General features: G+C 49.5%; 25 protein-coding genes. 18 read left to right on the top strand and 7 right to left on the bottom strand.

Annotated features, from left to right (window positions below):
* Positions 1-247: 247 nt before the first annotated feature.
* On the top strand, positions 248-964 hold the full coding sequence (gene hda, locus ACO6UY_RS17215) for a DnaA regulatory inactivator Hda (RefSeq protein ID WP_101746377.1): 717 nt from the start codon (positions 248-250) through the stop codon (positions 962-964).
* A gap of 103 nt (positions 965-1067) precedes the next feature.
* On the top strand, positions 1068-3089 hold the full coding sequence (locus ACO6UY_RS17220) for a hypothetical protein (protein WP_422490734.1): 2022 nt from the start codon (positions 1068-1070) through the stop codon (positions 3087-3089).
* Here ACO6UY_RS17220 and ACO6UY_RS17225 read toward each other — a convergent pair.
* On the bottom strand, positions 3075-3437 hold the full coding sequence (locus ACO6UY_RS17225) for a DUF2069 domain-containing protein (protein WP_422451016.1): 363 nt from the start codon (positions 3435-3437) through the stop codon (positions 3075-3077). The genes ACO6UY_RS17220 and ACO6UY_RS17225 overlap by 15 nt on opposite strands.
* 2 nt (positions 3438-3439) lie before the next feature.
* Positions 3440-3787, bottom strand: a complete 348-nt coding sequence (arsC, locus tag ACO6UY_RS17230; protein ID WP_422451018.1) for an arsenate reductase (glutaredoxin) — start codon at positions 3785-3787, stop codon at positions 3440-3442.
* 169 nt (positions 3788-3956) lie between these two features.
* Between arsC and ACO6UY_RS17235 the strand changes: the two genes are divergently transcribed.
* The 4 genes from ACO6UY_RS17235 to ACO6UY_RS17250 all read left to right on the top strand — a co-directional run bounded on the left by ACO6UY_RS17235 (position 3957) and on the right by ACO6UY_RS17250 (position 6154).
* Positions 3957-5192 (top strand): YihY family inner membrane protein, encoded by a 1236-nt coding sequence (locus ACO6UY_RS17235; RefSeq protein ID WP_422490735.1) that lies wholly within the window; start codon positions 3957-3959, stop codon positions 5190-5192.
* A gap of 6 nt (positions 5193-5198) precedes the next feature.
* Positions 5199-5330 carry a hypothetical protein gene (locus tag ACO6UY_RS17240; protein WP_422490737.1) on the top strand — a complete coding sequence of 44 codons (132 nt, stop codon included), beginning with the start codon at positions 5199-5201 and terminating at the stop codon, positions 5328-5330.
* Between the two features lie 100 nt (positions 5331-5430).
* A complete protein-coding gene (locus tag ACO6UY_RS17245; protein ID WP_422490739.1) occupies positions 5431-5889 on the top strand; it encodes a TlpA family protein disulfide reductase in 459 nt (152 codons plus the stop codon).
* A complete protein-coding gene (locus ACO6UY_RS17250) occupies positions 5882-6154 on the top strand; it encodes an acylphosphatase (RefSeq protein ID WP_422451024.1) in 273 nt (90 codons plus the stop codon). Before ACO6UY_RS17245 ends, ACO6UY_RS17250 begins: the two co-directional genes overlap by 8 nt.
* Here ACO6UY_RS17250 and ACO6UY_RS17255 read toward each other — a convergent pair.
* The gene (locus ACO6UY_RS17255) at positions 6151-6768 is read right to left on the bottom strand and encodes a lytic transglycosylase domain-containing protein (RefSeq protein ID WP_422451025.1); all 618 of its coding nucleotides are present in this window, start codon (positions 6766-6768) and stop codon (positions 6151-6153) included. The genes ACO6UY_RS17250 and ACO6UY_RS17255 overlap by 4 nt on opposite strands.
* A 231-nt stretch (positions 6769-6999) precedes the next feature.
* On the bottom strand, positions 7000-8718 hold the full coding sequence (locus ACO6UY_RS17260; protein WP_422490740.1) for a proline--tRNA ligase: 1719 nt from the start codon (positions 8716-8718) through the stop codon (positions 7000-7002).
* A 161-nt stretch (positions 8719-8879) separates the two neighbouring features.
* Here ACO6UY_RS17260 and ACO6UY_RS17265 point away from each other — a divergent pair, with 161 nt between their 5' ends.
* Positions 8880-9323, top strand: a complete 444-nt coding sequence (locus tag ACO6UY_RS17265; protein ID WP_422490742.1) for an HIT domain-containing protein — start codon at positions 8880-8882, stop codon at positions 9321-9323.
* A gap of 133 nt (positions 9324-9456) precedes the next feature.
* Positions 9457-9657 (top strand): SlyX family protein, encoded by a 201-nt coding sequence (locus ACO6UY_RS17270; protein ID WP_209202664.1) that lies wholly within the window; start codon positions 9457-9459, stop codon positions 9655-9657.
* A 67-nt stretch (positions 9658-9724) separates the two neighbouring features.
* Here ACO6UY_RS17270 and ACO6UY_RS17275 read toward each other — a convergent pair whose 3' ends face one another.
* Complete coding sequence (locus tag ACO6UY_RS17275) at positions 9725-10339, bottom strand: cold-shock protein (protein WP_422462420.1); 615 nt, start codon at positions 10337-10339, stop codon at positions 9725-9727.
* 758 nt (positions 10340-11097) lie between these two features.
* On the opposite strand from ACO6UY_RS17275, the gene ACO6UY_RS17280 reads away from it, so the two are divergent.
* The 7 genes from ACO6UY_RS17280 (at position 11098) to ACO6UY_RS17310 (ending at position 18644) form a co-directional block, all read left to right on the top strand.
* Complete coding sequence (locus tag ACO6UY_RS17280) at positions 11098-11439, top strand: HU family DNA-binding protein (RefSeq protein WP_101746367.1); 342 nt, start codon at positions 11098-11100, stop codon at positions 11437-11439.
* A 207-nt stretch (positions 11440-11646) separates the two neighbouring features.
* Positions 11647-12969, top strand: a complete 1323-nt coding sequence (locus tag ACO6UY_RS17285; RefSeq protein WP_269674978.1) for an OprD family outer membrane porin — start codon at positions 11647-11649, stop codon at positions 12967-12969.
* Between the two features lie 406 nt (positions 12970-13375).
* Entirely contained in the window at positions 13376-13852 is a 477-nt protein-coding gene (locus ACO6UY_RS17290; RefSeq protein WP_422462423.1) for a tetratricopeptide repeat protein, read from the top strand.
* Positions 13853-13936: 84 nt separating this feature from the next.
* On the top strand, positions 13937-15472 hold the full coding sequence (locus tag ACO6UY_RS17295) for a hypothetical protein (protein WP_422462425.1): 1536 nt from the start codon (positions 13937-13939) through the stop codon (positions 15470-15472).
* Positions 15473-15685: 213 nt separating this feature from the next.
* Positions 15686-15958 carry an FmdB family zinc ribbon protein gene (locus ACO6UY_RS17300; protein WP_422451036.1) on the top strand — a complete coding sequence of 91 codons (273 nt, stop codon included), beginning with the start codon at positions 15686-15688 and terminating at the stop codon, positions 15956-15958.
* 94 nt (positions 15959-16052) lie between these two features.
* Positions 16053-17837, top strand: coding sequence for an aspartate--tRNA ligase (gene aspS, locus ACO6UY_RS17305; RefSeq protein ID WP_422451037.1), 1785 nt, complete (start codon positions 16053-16055; stop codon positions 17835-17837).
* Positions 17838-17897: 60 nt separating this feature from the next.
* Positions 17898-18644, top strand: a complete 747-nt coding sequence (locus tag ACO6UY_RS17310) for a YebC/PmpR family DNA-binding transcriptional regulator (RefSeq protein WP_422451039.1) — start codon at positions 17898-17900, stop codon at positions 18642-18644.
* Between the two features lie 393 nt (positions 18645-19037).
* Here ACO6UY_RS17310 and ACO6UY_RS17315 read toward each other — a convergent pair whose 3' ends face one another.
* Entirely contained in the window at positions 19038-21914 is a 2877-nt protein-coding gene (locus ACO6UY_RS17315; protein WP_422451040.1) for a DUF1601 domain-containing protein, read from the bottom strand.
* 195 nt (positions 21915-22109) lie between these two features.
* Complete coding sequence (locus ACO6UY_RS17320) at positions 22110-22403, bottom strand: hypothetical protein (RefSeq protein WP_422451042.1); 294 nt, start codon at positions 22401-22403, stop codon at positions 22110-22112.
* 347 nt (positions 22404-22750) lie between these two features.
* Here ACO6UY_RS17320 and ruvC point away from each other — a divergent pair, with 347 nt between their 5' ends.
* Genes ruvC through ruvB form a run of 3 tightly spaced genes read left to right on the top strand, consistent with a single transcriptional unit; the run spans position 22751 to position 24929 of the window.
* A complete protein-coding gene (ruvC, locus tag ACO6UY_RS17325; RefSeq protein ID WP_422490745.1) occupies positions 22751-23275 on the top strand; it encodes a crossover junction endodeoxyribonuclease RuvC in 525 nt (174 codons plus the stop codon).
* 14 nt (positions 23276-23289) lie between these two features.
* Positions 23290-23907: a Holliday junction branch migration protein RuvA gene (gene ruvA, locus ACO6UY_RS17330; RefSeq protein WP_422490760.1), complete on the top strand. Its 618-nt coding sequence runs from the start codon at positions 23290-23292 to the stop codon at positions 23905-23907.
* 20 nt (positions 23908-23927) lie between these two features.
* Complete coding sequence (gene ruvB, locus ACO6UY_RS17335) at positions 23928-24929, top strand: Holliday junction branch migration DNA helicase RuvB (RefSeq protein WP_422490746.1); 1002 nt, start codon at positions 23928-23930, stop codon at positions 24927-24929.
* The last annotated feature ends 510 nt before the right edge of the window (positions 24930-25439 follow it).

The following is a 25439-nucleotide window of genomic DNA, read 5'->3' on the forward strand; positions in this document are numbered from 1 at the left end:
GCATAGCCGTAGCTATGTGACCGTAGTTGTAACGCCGCAGAGTGACTGCCCACTTAGTCAGAAAATACGATTTCATTTGGTTAACTACTTAGTGTCGTAGCGGTTGCAAAGCAGGGCTGAAGACGATTTATTGACCGGTCTATTGATATCAGTCAATACCGGTTGATAATTGAACGGTTTTATTGTGTTACTGTCTTTTGTAATGTTGCAGTTTTGTTGTCAGTATCACACTACCTTTACGGATTTGATGTCCATTATGAGTTTGCCTGTGCAGCTACCGCTCAGTGTCCAGTTAAGAGACGATGCCACGTTCGCCAACTTCTACAGTGGGCGAAATGAGACGCTGGTCAATCTTCTGGATATGGATAGATCGGTTCCCGGCATCGAATCCGAGCAGTTTATTTTCCTCTACGGCCCCAAAGGGGTCGGCTGCAGCCATCTGCTTCAGGCGGCCTGTCATCAGGTGGACCGGCGCAGCGGGCGAAGCATTTATCTGCCCATGAAAGAGCTGGTTCACTACTCGCCAAAGCTTCTGGAAGGTATTGAGCGGCTGCAGCTGGTGTGTCTTGACGATATTGGTGAGGTTGCCGGTATCGATGAGTGGGAAGAAGCGCTGTTTGATCTGTTTAACCGGCTCCGGGACTCCAGAACCCGGTTTCTGGTGGCGGCGGACAATCCTCCCAGGGCTCTGGGAATTCAACTTCAGGACCTGGTTTCCCGCCTTGGCTGGGGCATGGTATTTCAGGTGCATCCACTGGATGATCGGGATAAAGTCGCAGCGCTCAAGCTTCGGGCTCATTACCGTGGCTTTGACCTGAGTGATGACGTTGCCCGCTTTATTATTCACCGTGGTTCCCGGGATATGGGCAACCTGTTTACCTTGTTGCATAAACTGGACAGTGCCTCTCTGCGCGCCAAGCGCAAGCTCACCATCCCCTTTGTTAAGGAAGTCATGAGGTGGTGACCATAAAATTCCGCATCAAGTGTGGTGAAAACCTTGGGGTTTGGTTTTTGCGGAATTTTTAGGGTTAAGGAGTGGTCATCAGGTTTGGAGCTGGCCTATGTGGTTGAGAAAGGTTGGTGGTTTTCAGTTTGTGGGGCTTTTGGGGCTGCTTTTTCTGGGGGGGCTTTCTATTTCTGGGTGGTGGTTTGCCCGGGTTTCTGATCGGGTTTTGAACAGCCTTCACCAACAGACCGGGCAACGCCTGCCTGGTAAAGACATTACTTTTGATCCATGGCAGCGCCGATTGACCGGCAGTGATATTCGGGTGGAAGAGCAAGGGATTCAGTTCACTGCTCAGAAGGTCAGTGTCGTGTTGAACTATCGCCATTGGTGGGGGGCGTGGTTTGGTGAGAATATTGAATCGTTAAGTGGGATTGAACTGGATGATGTCAGCATCGCTATTGATCCGGAGTTGATTGCCTTGCCTCTGCCGACGCTCTTTCAAAGGCTGTCCATCAATCGTGGCCGCCTTTCTATCACCGGAATAGATCAGCCACTCTTTGTTGACCAGCTGACGCTGGCGAAAGAAGAGGGTGGCAGAATCAGGATTCATTCAGATAACCGTGATGGTGAGAGCTGGAGTTTCTCAGGCGTTTATCAGGTCAGTAAAGGCTTGCTGGATGGTGAAGTGAGGCTGGTCGAACTGCCTTTGTCCGCGCTGGTTAAAGCTGTGCCTCTTAATGTATTGGCGACGCAGAATAATGAACTGTCTGCCAATGACCGTTTTTCCGGGACAGTGAGTGCCACATTATCACTGTCCTGGGATAAGCCGGGCGGCCTGATTCTGAAAGGCAATGCAGAAGGGCGCAGTGGGCAGCTCTTGTGGTCGGGACTATCTGCCCAATGGCAGCAGTGGCATCTGAATAACCTGCAATTCCATGGCAATGATCCTGCACAATCTACGGCAGAGCTGGCTATTTCAGGTCTTGATCTGAGAGTGCCAGAAACACTGGCAGGAGAATGTCCGGTTCAGTTAATGCCAGCCTTACCGGCTGGTATTACTTCGTTTGATATTAACGACAGTCGTCTTGAACTGGCAAATGGCCATTCACCCTGGGTATTTGAAAGCGTAAATGGAAGGCTGGTTGCCGATGGTATGTCGGGGAAAGAAAAAAATTCCCGAACCTATCAGTTCAGTGCTGCACTGGCCAACATCGGGGATTTGCAGTTGAGTGGTCGATTATCCGGCTCTGATAATGATTTTGCGTTTCAGCTCAACGATGCTCGTCTTGCAGGTCCTTTAAAAAAGTATTCGGCTGTTGCCGGTTATGATATGCAGGGTAGCCAATTTGACTTGAGTTATAACAGTCAAAATCATACAGGTCAGCTTGATATTTCTGACTGGCAGGCAAAAAAGATCGCAAACAGCCTGCCGGTTTCATCCATCCATTTATTAAAAGCCCTGATAACCGATTCGTCAGGTAGAGCGGCTATCCCGTTTTCACTTGAGTCCGATAAATCGAGATTACCACAGCGTATCTATCGGGCGGTTGAGCAACGTGTTATGGCCATTGTCCAAGCTCCGTTCGACTACCTTTCCCATACCAGCGGTCATGCACTTGAACCTGTGCTTTACCATGAAGCGGGTAAAGCGACATTAACACAGCGATCACAAAAAAATCTGGTAAACCTTAAGAAAGCGCTTATCGAGAGACCAAAGTTGAATGTGTTGGTTAATGTGGGTGTTTCTGAATCCAGAGATTGGCCCGAGCTCTCACGTTATGAACTGGAAAAGGCATTGCTGGAACTGTACGCAGCGACCAGTTCAGTGGAGCCTGCTGAGATGATCACTATTCCACCCGGGGTGCGGGCATCGCTTGTGGAGCAAATGTATCTGGCTACCCGTCGTCACCAGAAAATTCCCGAAGTGGGTGAACAATCACCCGGGCAGAGGTTTCAGCAAGCCGAAAGCTGGTTGTTGAAAAACTGGCCAAAGACGCCTGATCAACTGGAGAGTTTGCAAAAGGCCAGATACGACTACCTGAAAAGTGAAACTGGCACGGCGTCCGGGCATATTGAGTTGCAGTTATCATCAGGCCCGGACCGAAAAGGGAGTGAGCCTGTATCGGTACTAACTCTCCACTAACCTGTTCGCCTGAGCCTGCCAGCGCACAAACATCATGGAAGTAATAAATAGCAGTACGCTGAATCCGGTGATCAGCCAGCCCTGGGGTTGTTCCGGCCTGAACCAGGCATCAAGAACGCCGCTGATAAAATAAAAGCAAAGGATAAAACAGAGCCAGGAGGCTGCTCTCAGGCCACGCTTCAGAAGGCCGGGAAGTGGCAACAGCAGTGGCAGTATCTGCAGGGCCGAGATACCAAGGATCGAACCCTGTGGCGGATTCAACCACCAGGTTTCTGCCAGCAGAGAGAGAATCAGGCCAGCATAGAGGGCAAGGCAGACTTGGTAGATTTGGTTGGCTTTTTGCTGCATTGTCAGAGGATCTCAAGCACGGACTCAGGAGGGCGGCCAATTCTGGCTTTTTCGCCGTTGACCACAATGGGGCGCTCAATCAATCTGGGAAACTCGCACATAACGTTGATCAGTTGCTCTTCCGTCAGGGATGGATCTTTGAGGTTATTATCCTTGAACTCCTGTTCACCTTTACGAAGCAGGTTCCGGGCATTGATGCCCAGTTTGCCCAGAATGGCTCTCAGCTGATCCGCATCCGGCGGGCTTTCCAGGTACAGCACCACCTCAGGACTGATTCCCTGCTCTTCCAGAATGCTCAGGGTTTGACGGGATTTGGAACAGCGTGGATTGTGAAAGATAGTAATGCTCATGATGACCTTGCCTGGAGGACTATAGATATTTTCCGCAAAGCCTACCAATCTCTGTGGATGCTCTGCAAATCATTTGTAATAGATGTCGGATGTATAGTCAGGAAGTAAACCTGTCCCTTTCAGCCTCTGAATTCGGTACACTTATCTCTCGTTTGACAGGGAGTTCATCATGGCACCGGTACTGCAATTCTGGTCATCCTTCCAGAGTTTTTTCACGGCGGTTATTAAACGCTTTCTAGATAACCGCTGCATTGAAAATGCCGCGGCACTGACCTATACGACGCTGTTCGCCGTGGTGCCACTGATGACGGTCACCTACAGTATCCTGTCAGCGGTGCCCAGTCTTCAGGATGTTGGAGACACCATTCAGAACTTTATCTTTACCAGTTTTGTGCCTTCGACGGGGGAGATGGTTCAATCTTATCTGAACGATTTTTCCCAACAGGCAAGAAAATTAACCAGTATCGGTATCGCTTTCCTGCTGGTCACTTCCTTTCTGATGCTGAGAACCATTGATAAGGCATTGAATACTATCTGGCAGGTGGCGCATGTGCGCCGTGGCATGACCGGTTTTCTGCTGTACTGGGCCATCCTCAGCCTGGGGCCTGTGCTATTGAGTGCCGGGTTTCTTACGACTTCTTATCTGGCATCCTTCAAACTGGTTTCTCATACCACGGCCATACTGGGCGCAGAGCAGTGGCTTTTGCGCCTTATGCCGGTTGTTCTCAGTACATTGGTTCTTACCCTGCTGTATACGGCGGTGCCCAACAGAAAAGTGCCGGTTCGTCATGCTTTGGTCGGTGCGGTTTTTGTGGCCATTCTGGTTGAACTGGCCAAGGCAGGCTTTACCTTATTTATTACTCTGTCGCCTACCTATCAGCTGATTTACGGTGCTTTTGCCGCTGTGCCTCTGTTTCTGCTCTGGGTGTATCTAAGCTGGCTGATGGTGCTGTTTGGTGCGGTGCTGGTTCGATCCCTGGATCTTTATGGCAAACAGGCCGGTGGTGAGCGGCCACACCCGTTAATCTCGATTTTATTAATCCTTAAGCAGTTGCAGGAAAAGTTTGAGCAGGGACGGGGGTTGCATTACAGCGACCTGCGCAAACGTGATCTTCCGGTTTCTCTTGATGATTGGGAGGGGCATACCGCCCGGCTGATGGCAATGGGGTTGATCAGCAAGAGCGATAACGGCGAATGGCTTCTTGCCAGGGATCTCAGACACATCAGTCTGTTTACTTTCTGTGAGCAGTTACCCTGGCCGATGCCTCAGGATGAGCAGCTCCGGAATATTCTTATCGCTCATGATCCGAACTGGTTATCTGATCTGATTCAGAGGTTGCAGACAGTAAACAGTGCCAGACTGGAAGCGCTGGACTGTTCGCTGGATCAGTTACTGTCTAAATAGCGGGTATTGGCAGCTTTTGGTCAACTTGATCAGGTGCTGTCTGTGGCTAATACTGAATTGCGTCTGTCTGGTAAGCCGGAACTTTGTGGAGCCCGGTGGATGGGCGTGGTTCTGGCTCTTGTTATGAACAGCAGGTAGAGCGAGTTAAACGGGAGTTGCATAACATTGTGCGTCCTTCCCGATGAATGTTTTTTCGGAGGTATTCGTGAGGATAACAAGAACATTGGAATACTTTCTGGTGGTTGTACTGTTGGGTGCTCTTGTGGCCTGTAGCAAGCCAGTGACTTTTGCGGATTTAAACGGCAACCCTGTTGCTATTGCCAGCGAAAATGGTCAATGGCTCGCGTTGAATTTCTGGGCAGAATGGTGTGACCCTTGCCGGGAAGAGATTCCGGAGCTGAATGAGCTGGCCAATGATGGTCAGGTCAGGGTGCTGGGCGTTGATTTTGACAACAGTCAGGGGGAGGCGTTAATCAAGAAGGCAAAAGCCCTGGATATTCTCTTTCCGGTGCTTCGGGAGTCGCCACTGACGGTGTTGAACGAGCCTCCTCCCCAAGTGTTGCCCGCCACATATATTATTTCGCCAGAAGGTAAAGTGGTGAGCAAACTGTTTGGACCACAGACCAGGAAAAGCCTTGAAGAGCAGATTCACAAGTTAAGTAAACACCAATTACAGGAAACCTCGTCCAATGGCTGATGTATGCAAAAGAGCCTTTGTTGAAGGCAGGGTTCAGGGTGTCTGGTTTCGAGGCTCAACCCAGGAGCGAGCCCGTCGCCTGGGCATCGGTGGCTGGGCAAGAAATCTGCCGGATGGACGGGTTGAAGTGTTGATGTGTGGCTCAGAAGAAGCCGTTGCCAGGCTGGAAGAGTGGCTTCATAAAGGACCACCTCTGGCCAGGGTGGTTAATATTTCCATTACCGAAGAGTCGCTGCAGGCGTTTGACTCGTTTACCACGGGTTAATTCACAACCCAGTGACGTTCCCAGTTGGTCAGTACGCGCTCCGGATACCAGGTTTTGCCCAGGCTGCCATTATATCGGGCCAGAGCCCTGGTCAGATTGCCATTTTCTTTCTTAAGGTAATAACTGAGAATGGTGCAGCCATAGCGCAGGTTGGTCTGAATGGTGATGAGGTTGTCCTTATCCCGGCCAATAACATTTTTCCAGAACGGCATAATCTGCATTAAACCCAGGGCACCAGCCGAAGACACTGCATACTGGTCAAAGGCAGATTCTGTCTGAATCAGTGCCAGCACCAGCTCCGGTTGTAAATCTACCTTGGATGCTTCGAAGTGAATCATCCTGAGCACCTCAAGCCGAAGGTCCGGGTCTTTAATAAACCGGGCCAGACGGGCAGACATATCAACCAGCCAGACCTCGGCGTCAAACTGATCGTCAAAGCTGCTGGGTTGATCCAGTGAGCGTGACAGCACTTCCTGTAAAATCGGGTCGTGCCATTCCGCCTGACTGGCTGCTGGCATAACAAGAGCCATGACAAGAACGGCCACAATTCCCAAAGCCCGGAATCGGGCTTTGGGGGTGGCAGTTTTCAGCAAGCTACTTAAGTAGTTAACCAAATGAAATCCTATTTTCTGACTAAGTGGACAGTCACTCCCGGCAACTGCTCCTGCGTTGCTCTAGCTCCTGCATCCATGCAGTCGTGCGGCGTTACAACTCCGGTCACATAGCTAAGGCTATGCTCCCTGCGTTGTGCCTTGCATAGTAACTGCCCACTTAGCCAGAAATATACGATTCCATTTGGCCAACTACTTATCACGGGTAAAAGGCTGTCAGCAGTTAAAGTACCGTTAGCGTTTTGTGCGTTCTTTAAGCAGTTCGATAATTTCACTGAGCTGAATATCTTCTTTATCGTTTGCAGTCCGGTGCTTGTATTCCACCATGCCATCCGCCAGGCCACGGTCACTGAGAACCACGCGGTGCGGAATACCGATAAGCTCCATATCGGCAAACTTCACTCCGGGGCTGGCTTTTCTGTCGTCCATCAGCACTTCAAAGCCTGCTGTGGTCAGTTCCTGGTAGAGTTTTTCGGCCGCTTCACGGACTGCTTCGGATTTTTCAATCTTCAGAGGTACCAGGGCGATCTGGAAAGGCGCGATGGCTTCCGGCCAGATAATGCCACGGTCATCGTAATTCTGTTCAATGGCGGCGGCGGCGGTTCTGGAAACGCCGATGCCATAGCAGCCCATGGCCAGCGGAATGCTCTTGCCATTTTCACTGAGAACCGTGGCGTTCATGGATTCGCTGTATTTGGTACCCAGCTGGAAAATATGGCCAACTTCGATACCACGCTTGATAAACAGCTGTCCTTTACCGCAGGGGCTTGGGTCACCTTCCTGAATATTGCGCAGGTCTTCAACGCGGCTGAAGGTGCAGTCACGCTCCCAGTTGGTGCCGAAGTAGTGTTTGCCTTCGATATTGGCACCGGCACCAAAGTCGGCCATTTTCGCTACGGTTCGATCGACAATCACCGGGATTGGGCAGTTAACCGGGCCAAGTGAGCCAGGGCCGGCACCCATGATGTTTTTAACTTCTTCTTCGGTGGCAAAGCGCAGGGGAGCAGCCACATCCGCAAGGTTTTCCGCCTTGACTTCGTTAAGCTCGTGGTCGCCACGGATCAGCAGGGCAATGAACTCGCTGTCAGCGTCTTCTGCAGCCGCAACAATCAGGGTCTTGATGGTTTTTTCAACAGGCAGGTTGAACTGTTCTACCAGTTGATCGATGGCCCGGGCATCCGGAGTGTCCACCAGTGTCATCGCTTCAGAGGGGGCAGGGCGTTCACCTGCAGGGGCAATAGCTTCTGCTTTCTCAATGTTGGCTGCATAGTCGCTCTGGTCGCTGAATACGATGGCATCTTCACCGGACTCGGCCAGTACATGGAACTCCTGGGAACCACTGCCGCCAATGGCACCGCTGTCAGCCTGCACTGCACGGTATTCAAGACCCAGGCGGTCAAAGATGCGGCAGTAGGTCGTGTGCATATTCTGATACTCTGCCTGCAGACACGCTTCAGTGGCATGGAATGAATAGGCATCTTTCATCAGGAATTCGCGGCCGCGCATCAGGCCGAAACGTGGGCGACGCTCGTCACGGAATTTGGTCTGGATCTGGTACAGGTTGATTGGCAGCTGCTTGTAGCTGTTCAACTCGTTACGGGCAATGTCAGTAATGACTTCTTCATGGGTTGGGCCAATCACAAAATCACGACCGTGGCGATCCTGAAAACGCAGCAGTTCAGCGCCAAATTGATCCCAGCGACCGGTTTCCTGCCACAGTTCCGCCGGTTGAACGGCGGGCATCAGGGTCTCCAGTGCGCCAGAGCGGTTCATCTCTTCACGAACAATGTTTTCTACTTTTTGCAGGACCCTGAGACCCAGAGGCAACCAGGTATAGAGGCCGGATGCCAGTTTGCGGATCATACCGGCACGCAACATCAGCTGGTGGCTGATGACCACGGCATCGGCAGGCGTCTCCTTAAGGGTTGGAATCAGATACTGACTGGTTCTCATGTGCTCATTTACCAGGCTGTTCAAAAAAAGCGTGTCAAAATTTGACGTCAATTAATGCGGCATTTTAAGGCCAATCGGTTATTATACCAACCGCTGTTGCAAAATCCCCTGTTGTTGATTGGTTGTTCTGAAAAATACCTTCTCTATTCTATTTTCTCTGGATGGGCTGTACCGTGAGTAGCTTTGAACTGGATCCCCAGCTGGCAAGAGACAGTGTGGTTATTGGTGATTTTCCTGTTTGTCGCCTTTTGCTAATGAACGATAGCCAGTATCCCTGGTTTATCCTGGTTCCCCGTATCCAGGGGGTGGAAGAGATTTATCAGTTGGATGAGGCGGCCCAGCAACAGCTGCTTTTCGAATCCTCATATCTGGCGGAAATGCTGCAGGTGCTGTTCAGTGCAGACAAGATAAATGTGGCCGCGTTGGGTAACGTGGTTCGACAGCTGCATGTGCATCATGTCGTCCGTTTCACGGCGGATGCTGCCTGGCCAGCGCCGGTGTGGGGCAGGCATCCAGCCCGGCCTTATACGGATGAACAGCTCGCAGAGGTGATGCACAAGCTGAAAACGGGCATTACCGATATGCCTTCTTTCCAGTGGGCTTAACAGGTAAGGTAAATTTGGAAGGCAGAAGCTCAAGGAGTAGACTGCGCAGATTAATCTGCTTCCGGTTGCCTGTAATCGATCTTGTTTAATGACCGGAAGTGGTTTGGCTGGCTGCCTGTGGGAGTAACAAACGATGCAAGATGAACTGCTTGAGCTGCAAACCCAGTTGAGTTTTCAGGAGGATACGATTGCTCAATTGAATGAAGTGGTTACCCGGCAGCAGAAAGATATTGACCGGTTAACAGAAGCCATGGCGCAACTGAAAAAGCAATTTGAAGAGATGGTGGCTGAACAGCTGGAAAGCCAGGAAGAGTTACCTCCTCCCCACTATTGATTGATGATTAGACGGCTCTGGATTCTTCTGGCCGGAATAACGTTTGCCAGCCAGAAGACCGGAATGCCTATCTTCCTTTCGGTGCGGCAATCACATCTTCCGCCTGAAGGCCTTTGTCCCTTTCAACCACAATAAACTCAACCCGCTGTCCTTCACTCAGGGTTCGGTGTCCTTCACCACGTATGGCACGGTAATGGACAAAGACATCTTCCCCCATATCACGGGTAATAAAGCCAAACCCTTTGGTGATATTGAACCATTTGACCGAGCCGGTTTCCCGTCCGGAGTCATCAAGCGGTTCCTCCGCTGAGCCGGAACTGCCGGGCAGGTTGGCAATAACATGAAACAGGGTGCCGGTGCTGACTGAAAACAGCGTCATCTGGTCGAGAGTCACGCCAGAGATCATCAGGGTGTTGTTATAGGCGAAACCAACCGCTGCGCAGAGCGCTGAAAACAGCAAGACGGACCCGGCTATCTGCAGCCACCGTTGGAAGCCATTGCGTCTGCTCAGGTAGGCTCCTGTCATTAAATTTAATGAAGCGGCCATCAGTAATAGTGCAACCACCGGGTTGGTCGGGTTGGCAGCGGCTGTTGATGGCTGGTAGAGGTTGGTCATGATGGCAATGACGAAAAAAAATGCCAACAGGCCGGTTAAAAGATGAGCTATTTTTAAATGTTTCAAGGCATGTTCCCTTAATTTGTTATCAGTATCAGTTGAAAACATCGAGCCCTTCTACGCATAGGCTTTTCAGAACCACAAGCCATCCGTGAAAACAGAATCTGGTGTAAAGCTGTCGTGCATTTTTTAATCATGACCAGACAGCATTGAGCCCGACAAACACGTTGTGCAACTTATTATGATGGAACACATGGTTTCCCATATCAGTGTTAATGTACCTTTATGATGTTTATTTCTCAAATATTGACAGGCCTGCCTGACATTTAACATCAGTCGAGACACTTCACGGACGGTGCAGGCAGGCGGGAAAGAGCCTGTAAACAGCGATGTGAGCTTTCTGGTGGGTTGTTGGAAGGGGTGATTGACTCTGTTATTTGGGTGTGAATCTTTTGGTAAAAAATGCTCGACGTGGAAAAATACCGATATTATAGTGGTATTCAGTACCTTGTATATCTACTGCTGCCGTCTTCTATTAAGCATGGTGTTCGTAAAGTTGTAGAAATGTCTAGAGGTTGTTAATAGATAACGTTGTACTCATGGAGTGATAAGGCAACTCTGGTCATGTCTTATTGAGAAAGGGAGGTACCAAATCCGCCTGGTGCTGTGGCAGATAATGCAGTCGCTGATAGTTGCCGTTAGCTGGTCAAAGCAGATTGCTTTAATCAGATAACAGTAAAACATTGGCAAGCGCTCAATGCCCTCTTTAAAAGGGAAAGCCTAAGGGAAGGCTTAAAAGGAATTTTCATCAGGAGAGTACGACTATGGCTGGGAAAAAAGCACCCGCAATCAAGGAAAAATACAGCAAAACCCAGATGCTGGCAGAAATTGCCGAGAATACCGGGCTTAGCAGAAAGCAGGTCAGTGCGGTAATGGATGAACTGAGCGAACTGGTTGAGCGCCATATTAAAAAACGGGGGTGTGGTGAGTTTACCTTGCCCGGTCTGTTAAAAATCGTGACCAAGAAAAAACCGGCGCAAAAAGCCAAAAAAGGGGTGCCAAACCCTTTCAAACCCGGCGAATTAATGGATGTGCCAGCCAAGCCTGCTTCTATTCAGGTGAAGGTAAGGCCATTGAAGAAGCTGAAGGAGTTTGCAGCATCGTAGACTGTTTATAGCTAAAAGCTTATAAGAGCTGCAAAACCAAAGGAGCTTACCGGCTCCTTTTTTTATGGTTGCAATTTGTTCAGGGTTGTAGAAAAATAATTTCTCGTTGCGAACAGGATGTATATCACCAAGGGGAACTGCTTATGTCAGTTGGTGGTAGTCGCAATAATAAACACAACACAAAGTACTCAGGGAGCAATTCTGATTATGAAAACCCTCGCTAAAAGCGCACTGGGTGTAGCCGTTGCTACAGCTGTCGCCGCTACCTCTGTTCAGGCTTCTGAAGCTGTGACTATGGATCCGAGTCTGACGTTTACTTATAAGAACTACTACTGGAAAGAAAAAGCCAAAGATAACAATGGCTATGAGCGTAATGAATGGGCGCATGGTTTGGTAGCTGACTTTGACAGTGGTTATGTTAATGATCTTGTCGGTGCGGTTGTTACTGCTGGTTATGCAGGGCCTTTGAAAGTGAAAGAAGGTCTGAATTACTCTGCGTCGAATGTATCTGGTTCATACATTGATGCTAATGGTGATGACATTGCTGATACCTTAACTGATTCCCATTCTATCTCTGGCTTTCAACAGGCTTATTTGAAAGCAAGGCATACTTTTAGTGGAGTAGAATTGGTCGGCACTGTAGGTGTCAAGAAGCGTAGTACTGAAACATACTCAGATTCTGGTTCTCGAATCCTTGCAGCTAGTTCTACTGGTTACGATCTTTCCGTAGGTTTTGAAGGTGCAAATGTTTACTTTACTGAAATTACAGGTTTCAGTGATCGTAATGACTCATCCTTCAGTAATGATCTTTACGTAGTAGATGATAAAGGCACAGATGGTGAGTCCGATGACGTCAAGGTCCCTGTCAAAAACATCCGTATTTTTGGGGCTAATTATTCGTACGAAGGTTTAGGGTTGACTGCGGAGTATGGCAAGTCGAAAGATTTAATTAAGCAGAGCTTTCTGAAAGCGGAGTATAGCTTTGAGTTAGATGAGATGAGCTCTGTTGATCTTGATGCACGCTACGGTAAAGTGAAAAGTGATGTCTCTGGTGATGACTACCAATCGAAGTACTATAACCTTAATGCAACTTACAATTATGGCAATGCGTATGTTGGTTTAGGCTATAACAAAACCAAAGATGGTAACTTTAATCCTAATTATGTAGCTGGTAACAATGATACCTTCAACTCTAGTCTTGACCAGTGGGAGAAGTATGCTAAAGAAGGGGAAAAGGCTTACGTTGTATCTGGTGGTTTTAACTTTGCAGATCAAGGATTGGAAGGTCTGAGTTGGGATTTATGGTATGCCAAGGGGGACGATGCTGATAACATCGCCAACTTTAAGCGTCGGGAATATGGTAGCTTCGCTTCTTACGCATTTGATGGATCCTTGGAAGGTTTGTCTCTTGCTTGGCTGTACGTAAATTACAGAGCAAATGGTACTGATGCAGGTGGAAATGTTCCGGGCGATTTGTACGATGAAGACGTTAACCGTCTGTACCTGACTTACTCTGTTGCTGCATTCTAAGCAGTTAACTGCTTAATTTAAAAAAAAGAGGGCGAATTCCCTCTTTTTTTGCTTAAAAATTAGTGAATCAATATTCCAGATACCTTGTAATCAGGGTATGCCAGTGCATACAAGTCTTTCATTATCTGAATTGCTTATTCCGGTGATGGCTTTAGCAATGAGTTATTGTATGTTCTGAGGCCTCAGTCCATCTGTAATTATCCGCAAATTCCATACGACTGATTTTTAATTCAGGTGCTGAGTGAAAAAAAGATAGCACAGAATTTTATATAAACATTTGATTTCTATAGTGATTAGGTCGGTTTTCAGCCTTGCTGCTATTAATGATAAATAGGTATAAATATAAACTGGTTATAATGGAATAATACCTTACACAATTTTATCAGGGATGAGGCTTTTGAGGGTTATGGATAATAAGGCTGATCAGCCGTCCTCAGCGTCACTTTGGCTCGCTTATCTGGCTAAAGGTGGCTCCATGAAAGAACTTCGTAATTTGGATCAATGTCAGCTTGATGCTATGTACAGGTTGGCTTTTGCCCAATTCAATTCCGGCCATTTTACCGATGCTTTAAAGGTCTTCCGACATCTTTGTCTGCTTGATCATACCAGCTATTCCTATTTTCTTGGCCTGGGCTTGTCTCAGTATGAGCTTTCCCTGTTTGCCGAGGCTGCGGCAACGCTGGCTTATGGGGAAAAGCTTGATCAGAAGGACCCAAGGGCTTCACTGATGATGGCTAAATGCTTTATTGAGATCAAACGCTGGTCTCTGGCTCAGAAAGCCTTATCTGAGGCGGTGACCAGAGCAAGCCAGTCTGCCCGTTGGAAAGATGAGCTTCAGCAGGCGAAAAAATTGACCAGTTTTGTTCGTGGCAAATTGCAGTGAAGATGTTTCAGGGATTGTTTGTTGCCCGGTAAGGAATACCGGGCAGGGTGATTTTCAGGCGTCAGAGTCAGGGAGGGCGTTATTATGTCGAACACAGTTGGAGAACCGGGTGGTGTACAAACAGGAATAACGCCTGCTCCGGGCACACCGGGCAATGTTTCGGCAAATCCCGGGAATGGGGTAAGCAGTGGCTACAGTCCAGCAAATTCTGTCTCACAATCTGGGGGTTCCGGTCCGGACGGAAGTCAGGCGGGTGTCCAGCTGAATGCGCCGGCAAATAGTGGCAACAACGGTGTTGACTATCTGGCAAGAACCTTGCAGTCAAGGCTGGATTCGTTTCGTGCCACGATTGCCCAGAATAATGCCATGACCCCGGGGGAGCTTGATCTTTCTGATACCCAGAACCTGCTGTTGTCCTTAAGAGGTGCGATTAATGACCTTAAGGTACTCAACAGTGTGACAACCATTGAAATACGGGCTGCGGATCGACAGGCACAAGTCTCTCTTTCATCAGACATTAGTGCAATGAGAAAAACGATTGAGTCTACGCAGCATTCGATCAACAGCAAGCAGTCAGAACGGGACAGGGCTCCTGACCATCAGAAGCCAGCACTGGATGCTGAAATAGAATCATTAAAAGGGAGGAAAATGGCCGCGGAGGTGCGACTGACTGCAAAAGAGGCGCTGCTTTCGAGTTCTGATGATAATGCGGTCAGGGACCTGTCGGTTCCCCTGGTGAAGGCTATCAGTCCGGAATCTCTGGAATCCGGTGAAGAGCAGCTGGATGAACTTAAACATGAATTAAAAGTATTAGAAAAGCGTTTTGACAGTGACGAGGTTCGCTCCAGGCTGACCAGTCTTATTGCTGCTGACTATGACAGGGAGATTCTTCGGGTATCGGATCGTGACATTGAAAGTCGTCAGCCCCGGGGAGGTAAAGGCTCTCCTGAGGCCTTGAAATCGCTGGTAAGCCCGGAGGTCGTTGATAACCTGTTCAGTTTCTTTTCGGCCCGTGACACCTCTGCGCTGGACTCTGTGCGCAATCAGGCCGCTCCATCTGAACAACAGTTAACTGATGCTGCTGAAGGTCTGGCTCTGGTGCTGCTTGCAGAGCCTCCCGTGACAGCCCGTGAAAAAAATACCGTCAATCGGTCATATCCTGATGATAGTACCAGTATTGAGGATGCCGATAATTCACAGGCTCCAATGCTGCGCGCAGAGCTACCAGTAACGGCCAATGATAAAAATGCAACTGATCAGCCAAATCCTGGCGATAGTCTTGAAGGCACCAAACATGCACAGTCTCCGATACCCCCGGCAGAGCCACCAGTGACAGCCAGTGAAGAAAATCCCGTCGATCAGCCCTATCTTGGCGACAGTCTCAGTCTTGAAGGGGCTAATAATCCACAGGCATTTACAATGCTCCTGTTAAAAGAGCGAATGGCTGATATGCAAGAGGCGCTGGAAAAGAGATCGGATGGGGACATGGTTGATTCTGTTGGGACCAATCAACTTGCCCAGCTTCTTGAAGCAGAGCGAGAGGTCGAGGCCATGGTTGTCGAGGCGATCAGGGATCAGGAGCGCTATGAGGCGGATATGCTTAAATCTCATCCGGTTTAAGAGGCAATATCTACGATAGGGATTCAGTGTTGTTCGTTCTATTTGATAAGCCGTACTGGTGACCAGTGCGGCTTTTTTTGTCTGGCAACGGCTGACTCTGCCGGTCTTTGGGGTATAATGGCCGTTTTTCTGCGAATCAGTATACGTAAGCGCCCAATTCAATACGATATCAATGGTGCTTACTGTTGTAAGTGAAAGGGTAGGCCAGCGTCAATGCCGATCTATGAGTATCAGTGTGAGCAATGCTCCGAAGTGACGGAAGCGATTCAAAAATTCGGTGATGCACCGTTGCGTGATTGCCCGGTCTGTGGTCAGGCCGCACTGAAGAAGCTGTTAAGCGCGCCGGCCTTCAGGCTGAAAGGTGGTGGTTGGTATGAAACCGACTTCAAAGGAGGCAGTAAGAAAAACCTGTCTTCCAGTGATAACCACTGTCCTGGCAAAGACAGCAAGAGCAGTTGTGCCGGTTGCCCTGCAACCAGTGAATAATAGCGTTGCTCGGCAACCAGTAATTGATCCACTTCCTTTCAGCCCGGCGGCTGTTAGGATGAAATCCAGTTGAATTCCTGATTTGAGGTATATTATGCGCAGCCATTATTGCGGCGAACTGAATCTTTCCCATGATGGGCAGGAAGTCACCCTCTGCGGTTGGGTACATCGCCGTCGTGATCACGGTGGCGTGATTTTCCTGGACCTGCGTGACCGTGAAGGCCTGGCTCAGGTGGTGGTCGACCCTGATACTGAAGAAGCGTTTGCACTGGCTGACAAGGTGCGTAGCGAATATGTCCTGAAAATTACCGGTATTGTGCGTCCCCGTCCGGAAGGCACTGTGAACAGCAATATGTCTACCGGTGAGATTGAGGTGCTGGGTAAGCAGGTGGAAATCCTTAACCAGGCCCAGACTCCGCCTTTCCAGATCGAAGGTTATACCGACGTGGGTGAAGATGTGCGCCTGCGTAACCGGGTCATTGATCTGCGTCGTCCTGAAATGCAGGAAAAGCTGATTATTCGCAGCAAAGCCACCGCTGTAGTCCGTCGCTTTATGGAAGAGCACGGCTTTCTGGATATCGAAACACCGATGCTGACCCGTGCAACTCCGGAGGGTGCCCGGGACTACCTGGTGCCCAGCCGTGTGCATCCGGGGCACTTCTACGCACTTCCCCAGTCTCCTCAGTTGTTCAAGCAGATGCTGATGGTGTCTGGCTTTGATCGCTACTACCAGATCGTCAAGTGTTTCCGTGATGAAGATCTGCGTGCTGACCGTCAGCCGGAATTTACCCAGATCGATATTGAGACATCCTTCCTGGATGAAGCTCAGATCATGGGCATTACCGAGTCCCTGATCAAAAAACTGTTTATGGAAGTGAAGAGCGTGGATCTCGGTACCGAATTCCCACGCATGACCTATGCCGAAGCCATGAGCCGTTATGGTTCTGACAAGCCAGACCTGCGTATTCCCCTGGAGCTGGTGGATGTGGCAGACCTGATGGCCGGCGTTGACTTCAAGGTATTTAAAGGCCCGGCAGAAGATCCTAAAGGCCGGGTTGCCGCACTGAAAGTGACCGGCGGTGCCGAGCTGAGCCGTAAGCAGATTGACGACTACACGAAGTTTGTCAGCATCTACGGCGCCAAAGGTCTGGCCTGGATCAAGGTGAATGAGCTGGAGAAAGGGGTTGAAGGCCTTCAGTCGCCAATCATCAAGTTCCTGGGAGATGATGTCACCATGAACATCATGTCCCGTATTGGCGCTGCCAATGGCGATATTGTCTTCTTTGGTGCGGATAAAGAAACAATTGTGAATGAGGCGCTGGGTGCTCTGCGTTGCAAGGTGGGTGAAGATCTGAATCTTTATACCTGTGACTGGGCACCGTTGTGGGTTATTGACTTCCCGATGTTTGAAGAGACCGATAATGGCTCCCTGACTGCGCTGCACCATCCATTCACAGCACCAACCTGTTCTCCCCAAGAGCTGGAAGCTAATCCGTCTCAGGCACTGTCCCGTGCTTATGATATGGTTCTGAATGGATATGAAGTGGGTGGTGGTTCTGTCCGTATTCATCGTCAGGACATGCAGCAGGCGGTATTCCGTGTGCTGGACATCCAGGAAGAAGAGCAGCGTGAGAAGTTTGGCTTCCTGCTGGATGCCCTGAAGTACGGTGCGCCTCCTCACGGTGGCCTGGCGTTCGGCCTGGACCGTCTGGTGATGCTGCTGTGTGGTACCACTAACATTCGTGAAGTGATTGCCTTCCCGAAAACCCAGTCAGCTTCCTGTTTGCTGACCCAGGCTCCGGGTGAAGTGGAAAGTCAGCAGCTGCGCGATCTGAATCTGCGCATTCGTCGCGATCCGGCATCTGCAACCAGTCACTGATTCATCCTGGCAGCCTCTCAGTGGAGCGGCTGCCAGCCAAGCGTTTAAATAGAGGTTTTTATGGCAGGTCATAGTAAATGGGCCAACATCAAACACCGTAAGGCTGCGCAGGACGCCAAGCGGGGCAAAGTCTTTACCAAAATCATCCGGGAACTGACCGTTGCCGCCAAGCAGGGCGGTGGTAATGTTGAGGATAACCCGAAGCTGCGAGCGATCGTTGATAAAGCCCTGGCTGCCAATATGACCCGGGATACCATTAACCGCGCAATTGCCCGTGGTGCCGGTGGTGAAGATGATTCCAATATGGAAGAAGTCACCTATGAAGGGTACGGGGCTGGTGGCATCGCGGTGCTGGTTGAGTGTCTGACGGATAACCGCAACCGGACGGTGGCTGAAGTTCGTCATGCTTTTTCCAAGCATGGTGGTAACCTCGGTACCGATGGTTCCGTTGCTTATCTGTTCGAGCGTAAAGGTCAGATTTTCTTTGAAGAAGGTGTTGATGAAGAGCAGCTGATGGACGCAGCCCTGGAAGCCGGTGCTGAAGATGTCGTCACTAATGATGATGGCTCAGTAGAAGTGCTGACCGAGTGGACTGAGTTTATGGCCGTCAAGGATGCTCTGGAAGCGGCCGGGCTCACTCCTGCCGGTGGTGAAGTCGCCATGATCGCTTCTACCCAGACAGAGCTTGATCTGGCAGGTGCCGAGAAAGTCATGAAACTGATTGATCGTCTGGAAGATCTGGATGATGTTCAGAATGTCTATACCAATGCGGACATTTCTGCAGAAATCATGGAGCAACTGGGCTGAGTTCTGGTCTGGATTGAGTTAAGTGAAAGCCCGGATTGCTCCGGGTTTTGTTTTACATCAAACCGGGAGGGAGTCGTTAGCCCGGGATAAGTCTGGAGGAAACCTGTTTACTGTCCAGATGGCATCCGGCGTGGAGAAGGCATGAAATTAACACAGCCTCCTGGCAGAGACCCTGCAAGAGTCTGAGTACCAATGCAAGGCACAGGGGCTGACGATCCCGTAGTAGTGATGAAGATGCTGTAATGGCGCTGGAGCAAAGGGGGTCGATCATCCCGTTGAATTTGGAAATCAACCAATGGTAACTCATCGCTGCCGGTGGGAGGGATTTTTGGTAACAACAAGTCCCTGGGTTTATGCTTCACTGGCAGATACGTCAGAAACTTTCTCCGGTCATTATCCCCATAATGAGTTTTTACTGGCTTTTTTTCTCTTCCTTTTTCTCTTTTTTGGATTACCTGTCTGTTCTTCTAAATATTCTTCCGCAGTAAAGTAACAGTCATCTGAGAATTGCTCTCCTTCATCGGCAGTAACGTATGCCTCATCGTTTGCCCCCCCGCCGCTATTAAGTGACACAGAGCCATGGGGCTCTGGCAGGACTGCTAACTTTGTCTTTATTTGATCAATAACGATTTTCATTGAATTCTGGTTATCAAGCTTGTTCACCGGGATTTCAATGACATCAAATCCCAGTTTTTGCAGCAGGGCGATTTTAAGCAAAGTCGAACCATTCCTGGTTTTGAAATCACCACTCACGTAATGAGAAGGTCCCTGAACATCGATAACCATGTTGTAATCTGGCAGTCGCAGGTCAACCGGAGGTAATGAGTTCAGACTCTTTTCTTCTTCAATCTTCAACGACGGAAAGCTTGATTGGAGGTGATCGCGGAAGGTGGATTGAGATTGTGAAATGATTGTTCGGTAATGGGGGACCACCGGACACGTTCTCCCTAGCCAACTTGCAGCCATGGCAATGATGTATTGATCATCTGTATTGCCTGATGATGTATTTTCCAGGCGAGAAAATAGTTCACCTATGTGCTTTTCAAGCGAGTTTTTATCACTGCAACCTCTGTCCAGATAAAATCTGGCACAGAATGCCATTACTCCCCAGAGAGACATCAATATACCCTGCTCAGAGAGCTGAGGGTTTTCACTGATTCTCTCGACAAGAGAATCGAACGTTGATTTAACCGCGTTCAGCTCAATAGCCTCACCCAGTTTTGCCAGGGACCACAGCAGGTTGGCGACTTCCTGTGGCTTGAAATGGTCTTTCTCTTCCTTTGATTCGGCTTTGATTTTCACATGTGGCAATAGTGCGACCACGGCCTCTTTGAGTTTCGGTGTTTGCTCCAGCTCCAGCACCAGCCCATTGTCCGCCAGTTTCGCCAAGGCCCACAGCAAGTTGGCGACAGCCTGTGGCTTGAATTGGTCTTTCTCTTCTTTTGATTCGGCCTTGGTTTCCACATGGGGCAACAGCGCGGCCACGGCCCCTTTCAGCTTCGGTGTCTTCTCCAGCTCCAGGCCATTGTCCACCAGTTTCGCCACGGCCCATAGCAGGTTGGCGACATCCTGTGGCTTGAAGAGGTCTTTACCTTCTTTTGTTTCGGCTTTGGTTTTCACGTGGCGCAAAAGTGCGGCCACGGCCTCTATGAGCTTCGGTACCTTCTCCAGCTCCAGCCCGTTGTCCACCAGTTTCGCCACGGCCCATAGCAGGTTGGCGACATCCTGTGGCTTGAAGAGGTCTTTATCTTCTTTTGTTTCGGCTTTGGTTTTCACGTGGCGCAAAAGTGCAGCCACGGCCTCTATGAGCTTCGGTACCTTCTCCAGCTCCAGCCCGTTGTCCACCAGTTTCGTCACCGCCCACAACAGGTTGGCGACCTCCTGTGGCTTGAAGTGTTCTTTCTTTTCTTTTGATTCGGCTTTGGTTTTCACATGGGGCAACAGCGCGGCCACGGCCTCTTTGAGCTTCGGTGTCTTCTCCAGCTCCAGCCCGTTGTCCACCAGTTTCGCCAAAGACCACAGCAGGTTTGCGATATGCTGAGGAGTGAAGCGGTCTTTCTCTTTTTTTGATTCGGCTTTGGTTTTCACATGGGGCAACAACGCGGCTACGGCCTCTTTGAGCTTCGGTGTTTTCTCCAGCTTGAGCCCGTTTTCCACCAGTTTCGCCACGGCCCACAGCAGGTTGGCGATATGCTGAGGAATAAAGTGGTCTTTCTCGTCTTTTGCTTCGGCTTTTTTGGTTTTCACATGGGGCAACAGCGCGGCCACGGCCTCTTTGAGCTTTGGTGTTTTCTCCATCTCCAGCCCGTTGTCTACCAGTTTCGCCACGGACCACAGCAGGTTGGTGATACCTTGAGCGATGAAGTGGTCTTTCTCGTCTTTTGATTCGGCTTTGGTTTTCACATGGGGCAACAGAGCGGCCACGGCCTCTTTGAGCTTCGGTGTTTTCTCCAGCTCCAGCCCGTTGTCCACCAGTTTCGCCACAGACCACAGCAGGTTGGCGATACCTTGAGTGTTGAAGTGGTCTTTCTCGTCTTTTGATTCGGCTTTGGTTTTCACATGGGGCAACAGCGCGGCTACGGCCTCTTTGAGCTTCGCTGTCTTCTCCAGCCCGTTGTCCACCAGTTTCGCCACAGACCACAGTAGGTTGGCGATACCTTGTGTATCAATAGTTCTGACTTCAGGTTTTTGGTTGCACTGTATTATTACTGCATCAAGTAAAGTTGACAGTAAAGCAGCTTGAGTTTCCTTTCCCAACTCATCCATGTATTTATGAGGGGTCAAAACACCCGCTGAAGTAAAGGAATGAAGCGTTGTCGTCAGGCTTCGCCAGGTCCACCCGGGTGTCGCTTTAAAATCGTGCAACAATGGTATCAGTTGGCTTTGTTCACTATGATTTAAAGGTCGTTTTGACCCTAATGTGTATTGTTTAATTGAACTGGCAAATTGACTGTGTTTTCTACCATCATAGCGATCACCATAACGAGCAGATATCCTCACCAGGCAACTCATTTTTTCGTGTGTAATGAGAGCATTAAAATCATAAACAGGTTTTACTGAATGTCTTGGTGGATAGTGAGAAGAGCATGCGTCAGAAGTATGATAAAATTCATTACACCTTGAGATATAGGGGGGTGGAGTATTCACCTGTCTGACTGTGTCATGCCGATATCGCCCACTCCTTGAAGCATTGGTATGACCATCCGGTGGTTTATAATCATTACCTGATGTCGTGTATTTCCAACTTATACCAGCAGTGCCTCTATCCATAATTATATTTCATTAATTCATAAAAAATATGAAAAGTGTACACTGTTCTGTTTATAGTTCATCTTGCTGAAATGTCTATAAACTCTGGTTTAATTGGTGCTTGCGACGAATTTTATAGATTAAATTCGAAACTTGTCTTTATTTGATCAACAATGGGTTTTTTAGACCAATTTGCTGCCGCCGCAGTAGGGCAGTTTATTCTCGGACAGCCCCCCGGGAGCCCTGATAAAAAAGGCTGAAACCAATGACAAAGAGGAAGATGAGGCATACCGACAGGAGACCGGATACGGTATCCCGGGAGATCTGAAGTTCAAACAGCAGCGGTTGGAAAAAATCCAGAAGGCCAAAAAAAACCTTGAAGAACGAGAGCTGGCACTGAATCCGGACAAGCCAATAGACGACAAAAAAATAACTCAGTTTTGCCGACCCCCATGCCCGGATGAGGCAGGTATTGACGCCTGTGTGGCGACTGATAGTAAGGAAAACCATCGAAAGAACTGCTGGAAAACTCAGACAGGAAGTTTGTCAAAGCCGATTTTATTTATAACTCGGCCAGCACAGACAAAACAATTATCAGGGAGCCTTAGGCTTCCATTAAAGATTAAAGGCCAGTGTGATTAGAAACAGCACCAGAGTGACACTGGCAATGATCAGTAATGTTTTCATTTGATGGTTCATCTGGCAGGCTGGCTCCCCAAAACTCATGTTCAAGGGTAAGTCGCAACTGCTGAGTTTCGTAGCCTGTTTTGGTAATGCCGTGTTTCAAAATTGTAATGCTGGAAACGTGTATGTATATACAGTATTCTTTTTAACGACAGGTTTGGAACAGAAATGGAATGGCCATATTGTTGGGGATTGATCCCGGGTCCAGGATTACCGGGTATGGAATCATTGAGGAAATTGGCTCCCAATGTAAATACGTAGCATCCGGCTGTATCCGAATTCAGGATGGGCCACTGCCAGAAAGACTTGCCCAAATTTTTCAGGGTATCAATACGGTGATTGAAATGTACAGTCCGCAATCTGTCGGTATTGAGCAGGTGTTTATGGCACGCAATGCCGACTCTGCCCTGAAGCTTGGGCAGGCCCGTGGCGCGGCGATTGTTGCTGCGGTAAATCATGGGCTTGAAGTTGCAGAGTACTCGGCACGACAGGTGAAACAGGCGGTGGTGGGTAAGGGCTCTGCGGAAAAGTCCCAGGTACAGCACATGATTACTTCAATTCTGAAACTGGATAAAACCCCTCAGTCCGATGCCGCCGATGCGTTAGCGGTGGCATTGTGTCACTCCCACACACGGGCAAGCCTGGTGCGAATGGCCGGTGCAACGGGCAGAAGAAATCGTCGGTTATTAAGTCGTTAGAAGAGATACTGAATATGATAGGCAGACTTCGCGGTATTTTGCTGGAAAAAAAAGCCCCATACCTGCTGATTGAGGCTGGTGGGGTGGGCTATGAAGTTGAAGCACCGATGTCGGTGTTTTACCGTCTGCCAGAGGTTGGTGTTGAGACAACGCTTTATACGCACTTTGTCGTTAGAGAAGATGCTCAGCTGCTTTATGGTTTCAGCGACGCCCGGGAGAGGGAGCTGTTCCGTACCCTGATTAAAGTGAATGGGGTGGGTCCGAAACTGGGCCTGACACTGCTCTCCGGAATAGAAGCGTCTGTATTTGTCCGTTGTGTCCATGATGGCGACAGTTCTACCTTGGTGAAATTACCCGGGGTTGGCAAGAAAACCGCGGAACGCCTGATCGTGGAGTTAAAAGACAAACTGTCAACATGGGATAGCTCTGCTGCGCAATTTGATGGTTTGACTGGAACGCCCCTGGGGCAGGCCCTGGAAAAACAGGCCGCTGATACTGAACAGGAAGCCGTCGGTGCCCTGGTGGCCCTGGGCTATAAGCCTCAGGAAGCCAGCAAGGTGATTGGGCGGATTAAAGTAGAAGGTCTGTCCAGTGAAGAACTGATCAGGCAGGCATTAAGAAGTATGATTTAACATCATTCCCGGGAAAAATTATGATTGAAGCGGATCGCTTAATTTCAGCCAGTGAGCGCCCGAGCGAAGAGGCCCAGGATCGGGCCATTCGACCTGTCCGGTTGCGTGAGTACACCGGACAGCCAAAAGTCAGGGAGCAGATGGAGATATTTATCCAGGCGGCCCGAAAGCGTGGCGATGCTTTGGATCATACGTTGATATTTGGCCCGCCCGGGCTGGGTAAGACAACGCTTTCCCATATTGTTGCCAATGAAATGGGCAGTAATATCCGTTCGACTTCCGGGCCAGTGATTGAAAAAGCCGGGGACCTTGCCGCCCTGCTCACGAACCTTGAGCCAAATGACATCCTGTTTATTGATGAAATCCATCGTCTCAGCCCGGCCGTTGAAGAAGTGCTCTATCCGGCCATGGAAGATTATCAGCTGGATATTATGATTGGTGAAGGCCCTGCGGCACGTTCGATCAAACTGGATCTGCCCCCCTTCACCCTGGTCGGCGCGACCACCCGTGCAGGGCTGCTGACTTCACCTTTAAGGGATCGGTTTGGCATTGTTCAGCGGCTTGAGTTCTACAATGTGGCGGATCTCAGTGCCATTGTGCTCCGTTCTGCTGGTATTCTCGGAGTGCCGATGAATAGCGAGGCGGCCAATGAAGTTGCCCGCCGTTCAAGAGGCACACCCCGTATCGCCAACCGGCTGCTGCGAAGAGTCAGGGATTACGCGGAAGTAAAAGGCGATGGTTCGGTAACCCGTGAACTGGCAGACGCTGCCCTGAATATGCTGGATGTGGACGCCTGCGGTTTTGATCATATGGACCGTCGACTGTTACTGGCCATGATTGAAAAGTTTGATGGAGGTCCAGTGGGCGTGGACAACCTTGCCGCAGCCATCAGTGAAGAGCGGGACACCATTGAAGATGTGCTTGAGCCCTACCTGATTCAACAGGGTTATATAATGAGAACACCCAGAGGCAGGGTATTAACTAAGAGCGCTTATCTACATTTTGGCTATGATTACCCCTAGGGGCTGTTCAGGTCGTATTATGAACTAGACTTCAGTTCATGCTCGGAGGATCTGTCAGTCCTCTTTTTTTTATCCTTACGGCATTTGGAAATATCGTAACAGGAGTACCCTGATACCCTCAGTATGCAACTAAACTTCAACAGGCCACAGTCCGGCCCTATCTAAACAGACAGGATGTATAATATGCTCCCAGCTGGAAAGCCTGAAACTTCCTACGGGATGCAGGTACGCTCAGAAATTGATAACCCAGAGTCAGAGGATCCATCGGGAGAGGTGCAAACTGCTACCGGTATCAAAAGACGTGTTATCCCTTTTGCAGTAGACGATCATGTCTTCAATGAGAATCGGATAGAAGGATTGATTAATCACAATGGAATGGGGAGACTGGCAGGGGTAAAAGACAGGGGATGTCGCCTGGTTGAGCGTCCTGAGTTAATTCAGTGGTTAACGACTGAAGCTGTGCAAAGTCGTTTATCGGCATCTGATGTCATTTGGCCTCACAGGGGGATC

The organism is Endozoicomonas sp. ALE010 (assembly GCF_049310165.1).
Taxonomy (GTDB): domain Bacteria; phylum Pseudomonadota; class Gammaproteobacteria; order Pseudomonadales; family Endozoicomonadaceae; genus Endozoicomonas.

What these genes read in the sequence shown, in the direction of transcription:
- ACO6UY_RS17235 (WP_422490735.1), top strand. Translation starts at nt 3,957, where the DNA reads ATGGCACCGGTACTGCAATTCTGGTCATCCTTCCAGAGTTTTTTCACG.
- ruvB (WP_422490746.1), top strand. Translation starts at nt 23,928, where the DNA reads ATGATTGAAGCGGATCGCTTAATTTCAGCCAGTGAGCGCCCGAGCGAA.
- ACO6UY_RS17250 (WP_422451024.1), top strand. Translation starts at nt 5,882, where the DNA reads ATGGCTGATGTATGCAAAAGAGCCTTTGTTGAAGGCAGGGTTCAGGGT.
- aspS (WP_422451037.1), top strand. Translation starts at nt 16,053, where the DNA reads ATGCGCAGCCATTATTGCGGCGAACTGAATCTTTCCCATGATGGGCAG.
- ACO6UY_RS17225 (WP_422451016.1), bottom strand. Translation starts at nt 3,437, where the DNA reads ATGCAGCAAAAAGCCAACCAAATCTACCAAGTCTGCCTTGCCCTCTAT.
- ACO6UY_RS17290 (WP_422462423.1), top strand. Translation starts at nt 13,376, where the DNA reads ATGGATAATAAGGCTGATCAGCCGTCCTCAGCGTCACTTTGGCTCGCT.
- ACO6UY_RS17260 (WP_422490740.1), bottom strand. Translation starts at nt 8,718, where the DNA reads ATGAGAACCAGTCAGTATCTGATTCCAACCCTTAAGGAGACGCCTGCC.
- ACO6UY_RS17320 (WP_422451042.1), bottom strand. Translation starts at nt 22,403, where the DNA reads ATGGTTTTCCTTACTATCAGTCGCCACACAGGCGTCAATACCTGCCTC.
- ACO6UY_RS17280 (WP_101746367.1), top strand. Translation starts at nt 11,098, where the DNA reads ATGGCTGGGAAAAAAGCACCCGCAATCAAGGAAAAATACAGCAAAACC.
- ruvC (WP_422490745.1), top strand. Translation starts at nt 22,751, where the DNA reads ATGGCCATATTGTTGGGGATTGATCCCGGGTCCAGGATTACCGGGTAT.
- ACO6UY_RS17295 (WP_422462425.1), top strand. Translation starts at nt 13,937, where the DNA reads ATGTCGAACACAGTTGGAGAACCGGGTGGTGTACAAACAGGAATAACG.
- ACO6UY_RS17285 (WP_269674978.1), top strand. Translation starts at nt 11,647, where the DNA reads ATGAAAACCCTCGCTAAAAGCGCACTGGGTGTAGCCGTTGCTACAGCT.
- ruvA (WP_422490760.1), top strand. Translation starts at nt 23,290, where the DNA reads ATGATAGGCAGACTTCGCGGTATTTTGCTGGAAAAAAAAGCCCCATAC.
- ACO6UY_RS17310 (WP_422451039.1), top strand. Translation starts at nt 17,898, where the DNA reads ATGGCAGGTCATAGTAAATGGGCCAACATCAAACACCGTAAGGCTGCG.
- ACO6UY_RS17300 (WP_422451036.1), top strand. Translation starts at nt 15,686, where the DNA reads ATGCCGATCTATGAGTATCAGTGTGAGCAATGCTCCGAAGTGACGGAA.
- arsC (WP_422451018.1), bottom strand. Translation starts at nt 3,787, where the DNA reads ATGAGCATTACTATCTTTCACAATCCACGCTGTTCCAAATCCCGTCAA.
- hda (WP_101746377.1), top strand. Translation starts at nt 248, where the DNA reads ATGTCCATTATGAGTTTGCCTGTGCAGCTACCGCTCAGTGTCCAGTTA.
- ACO6UY_RS17265 (WP_422490742.1), top strand. Translation starts at nt 8,880, where the DNA reads ATGGGCTGTACCGTGAGTAGCTTTGAACTGGATCCCCAGCTGGCAAGA.
- ACO6UY_RS17315 (WP_422451040.1), bottom strand. Translation starts at nt 21,914, where the DNA reads ATGGATAGAGGCACTGCTGGTATAAGTTGGAAATACACGACATCAGGT.
- ACO6UY_RS17270 (WP_209202664.1), top strand. Translation starts at nt 9,457, where the DNA reads ATGCAAGATGAACTGCTTGAGCTGCAAACCCAGTTGAGTTTTCAGGAG.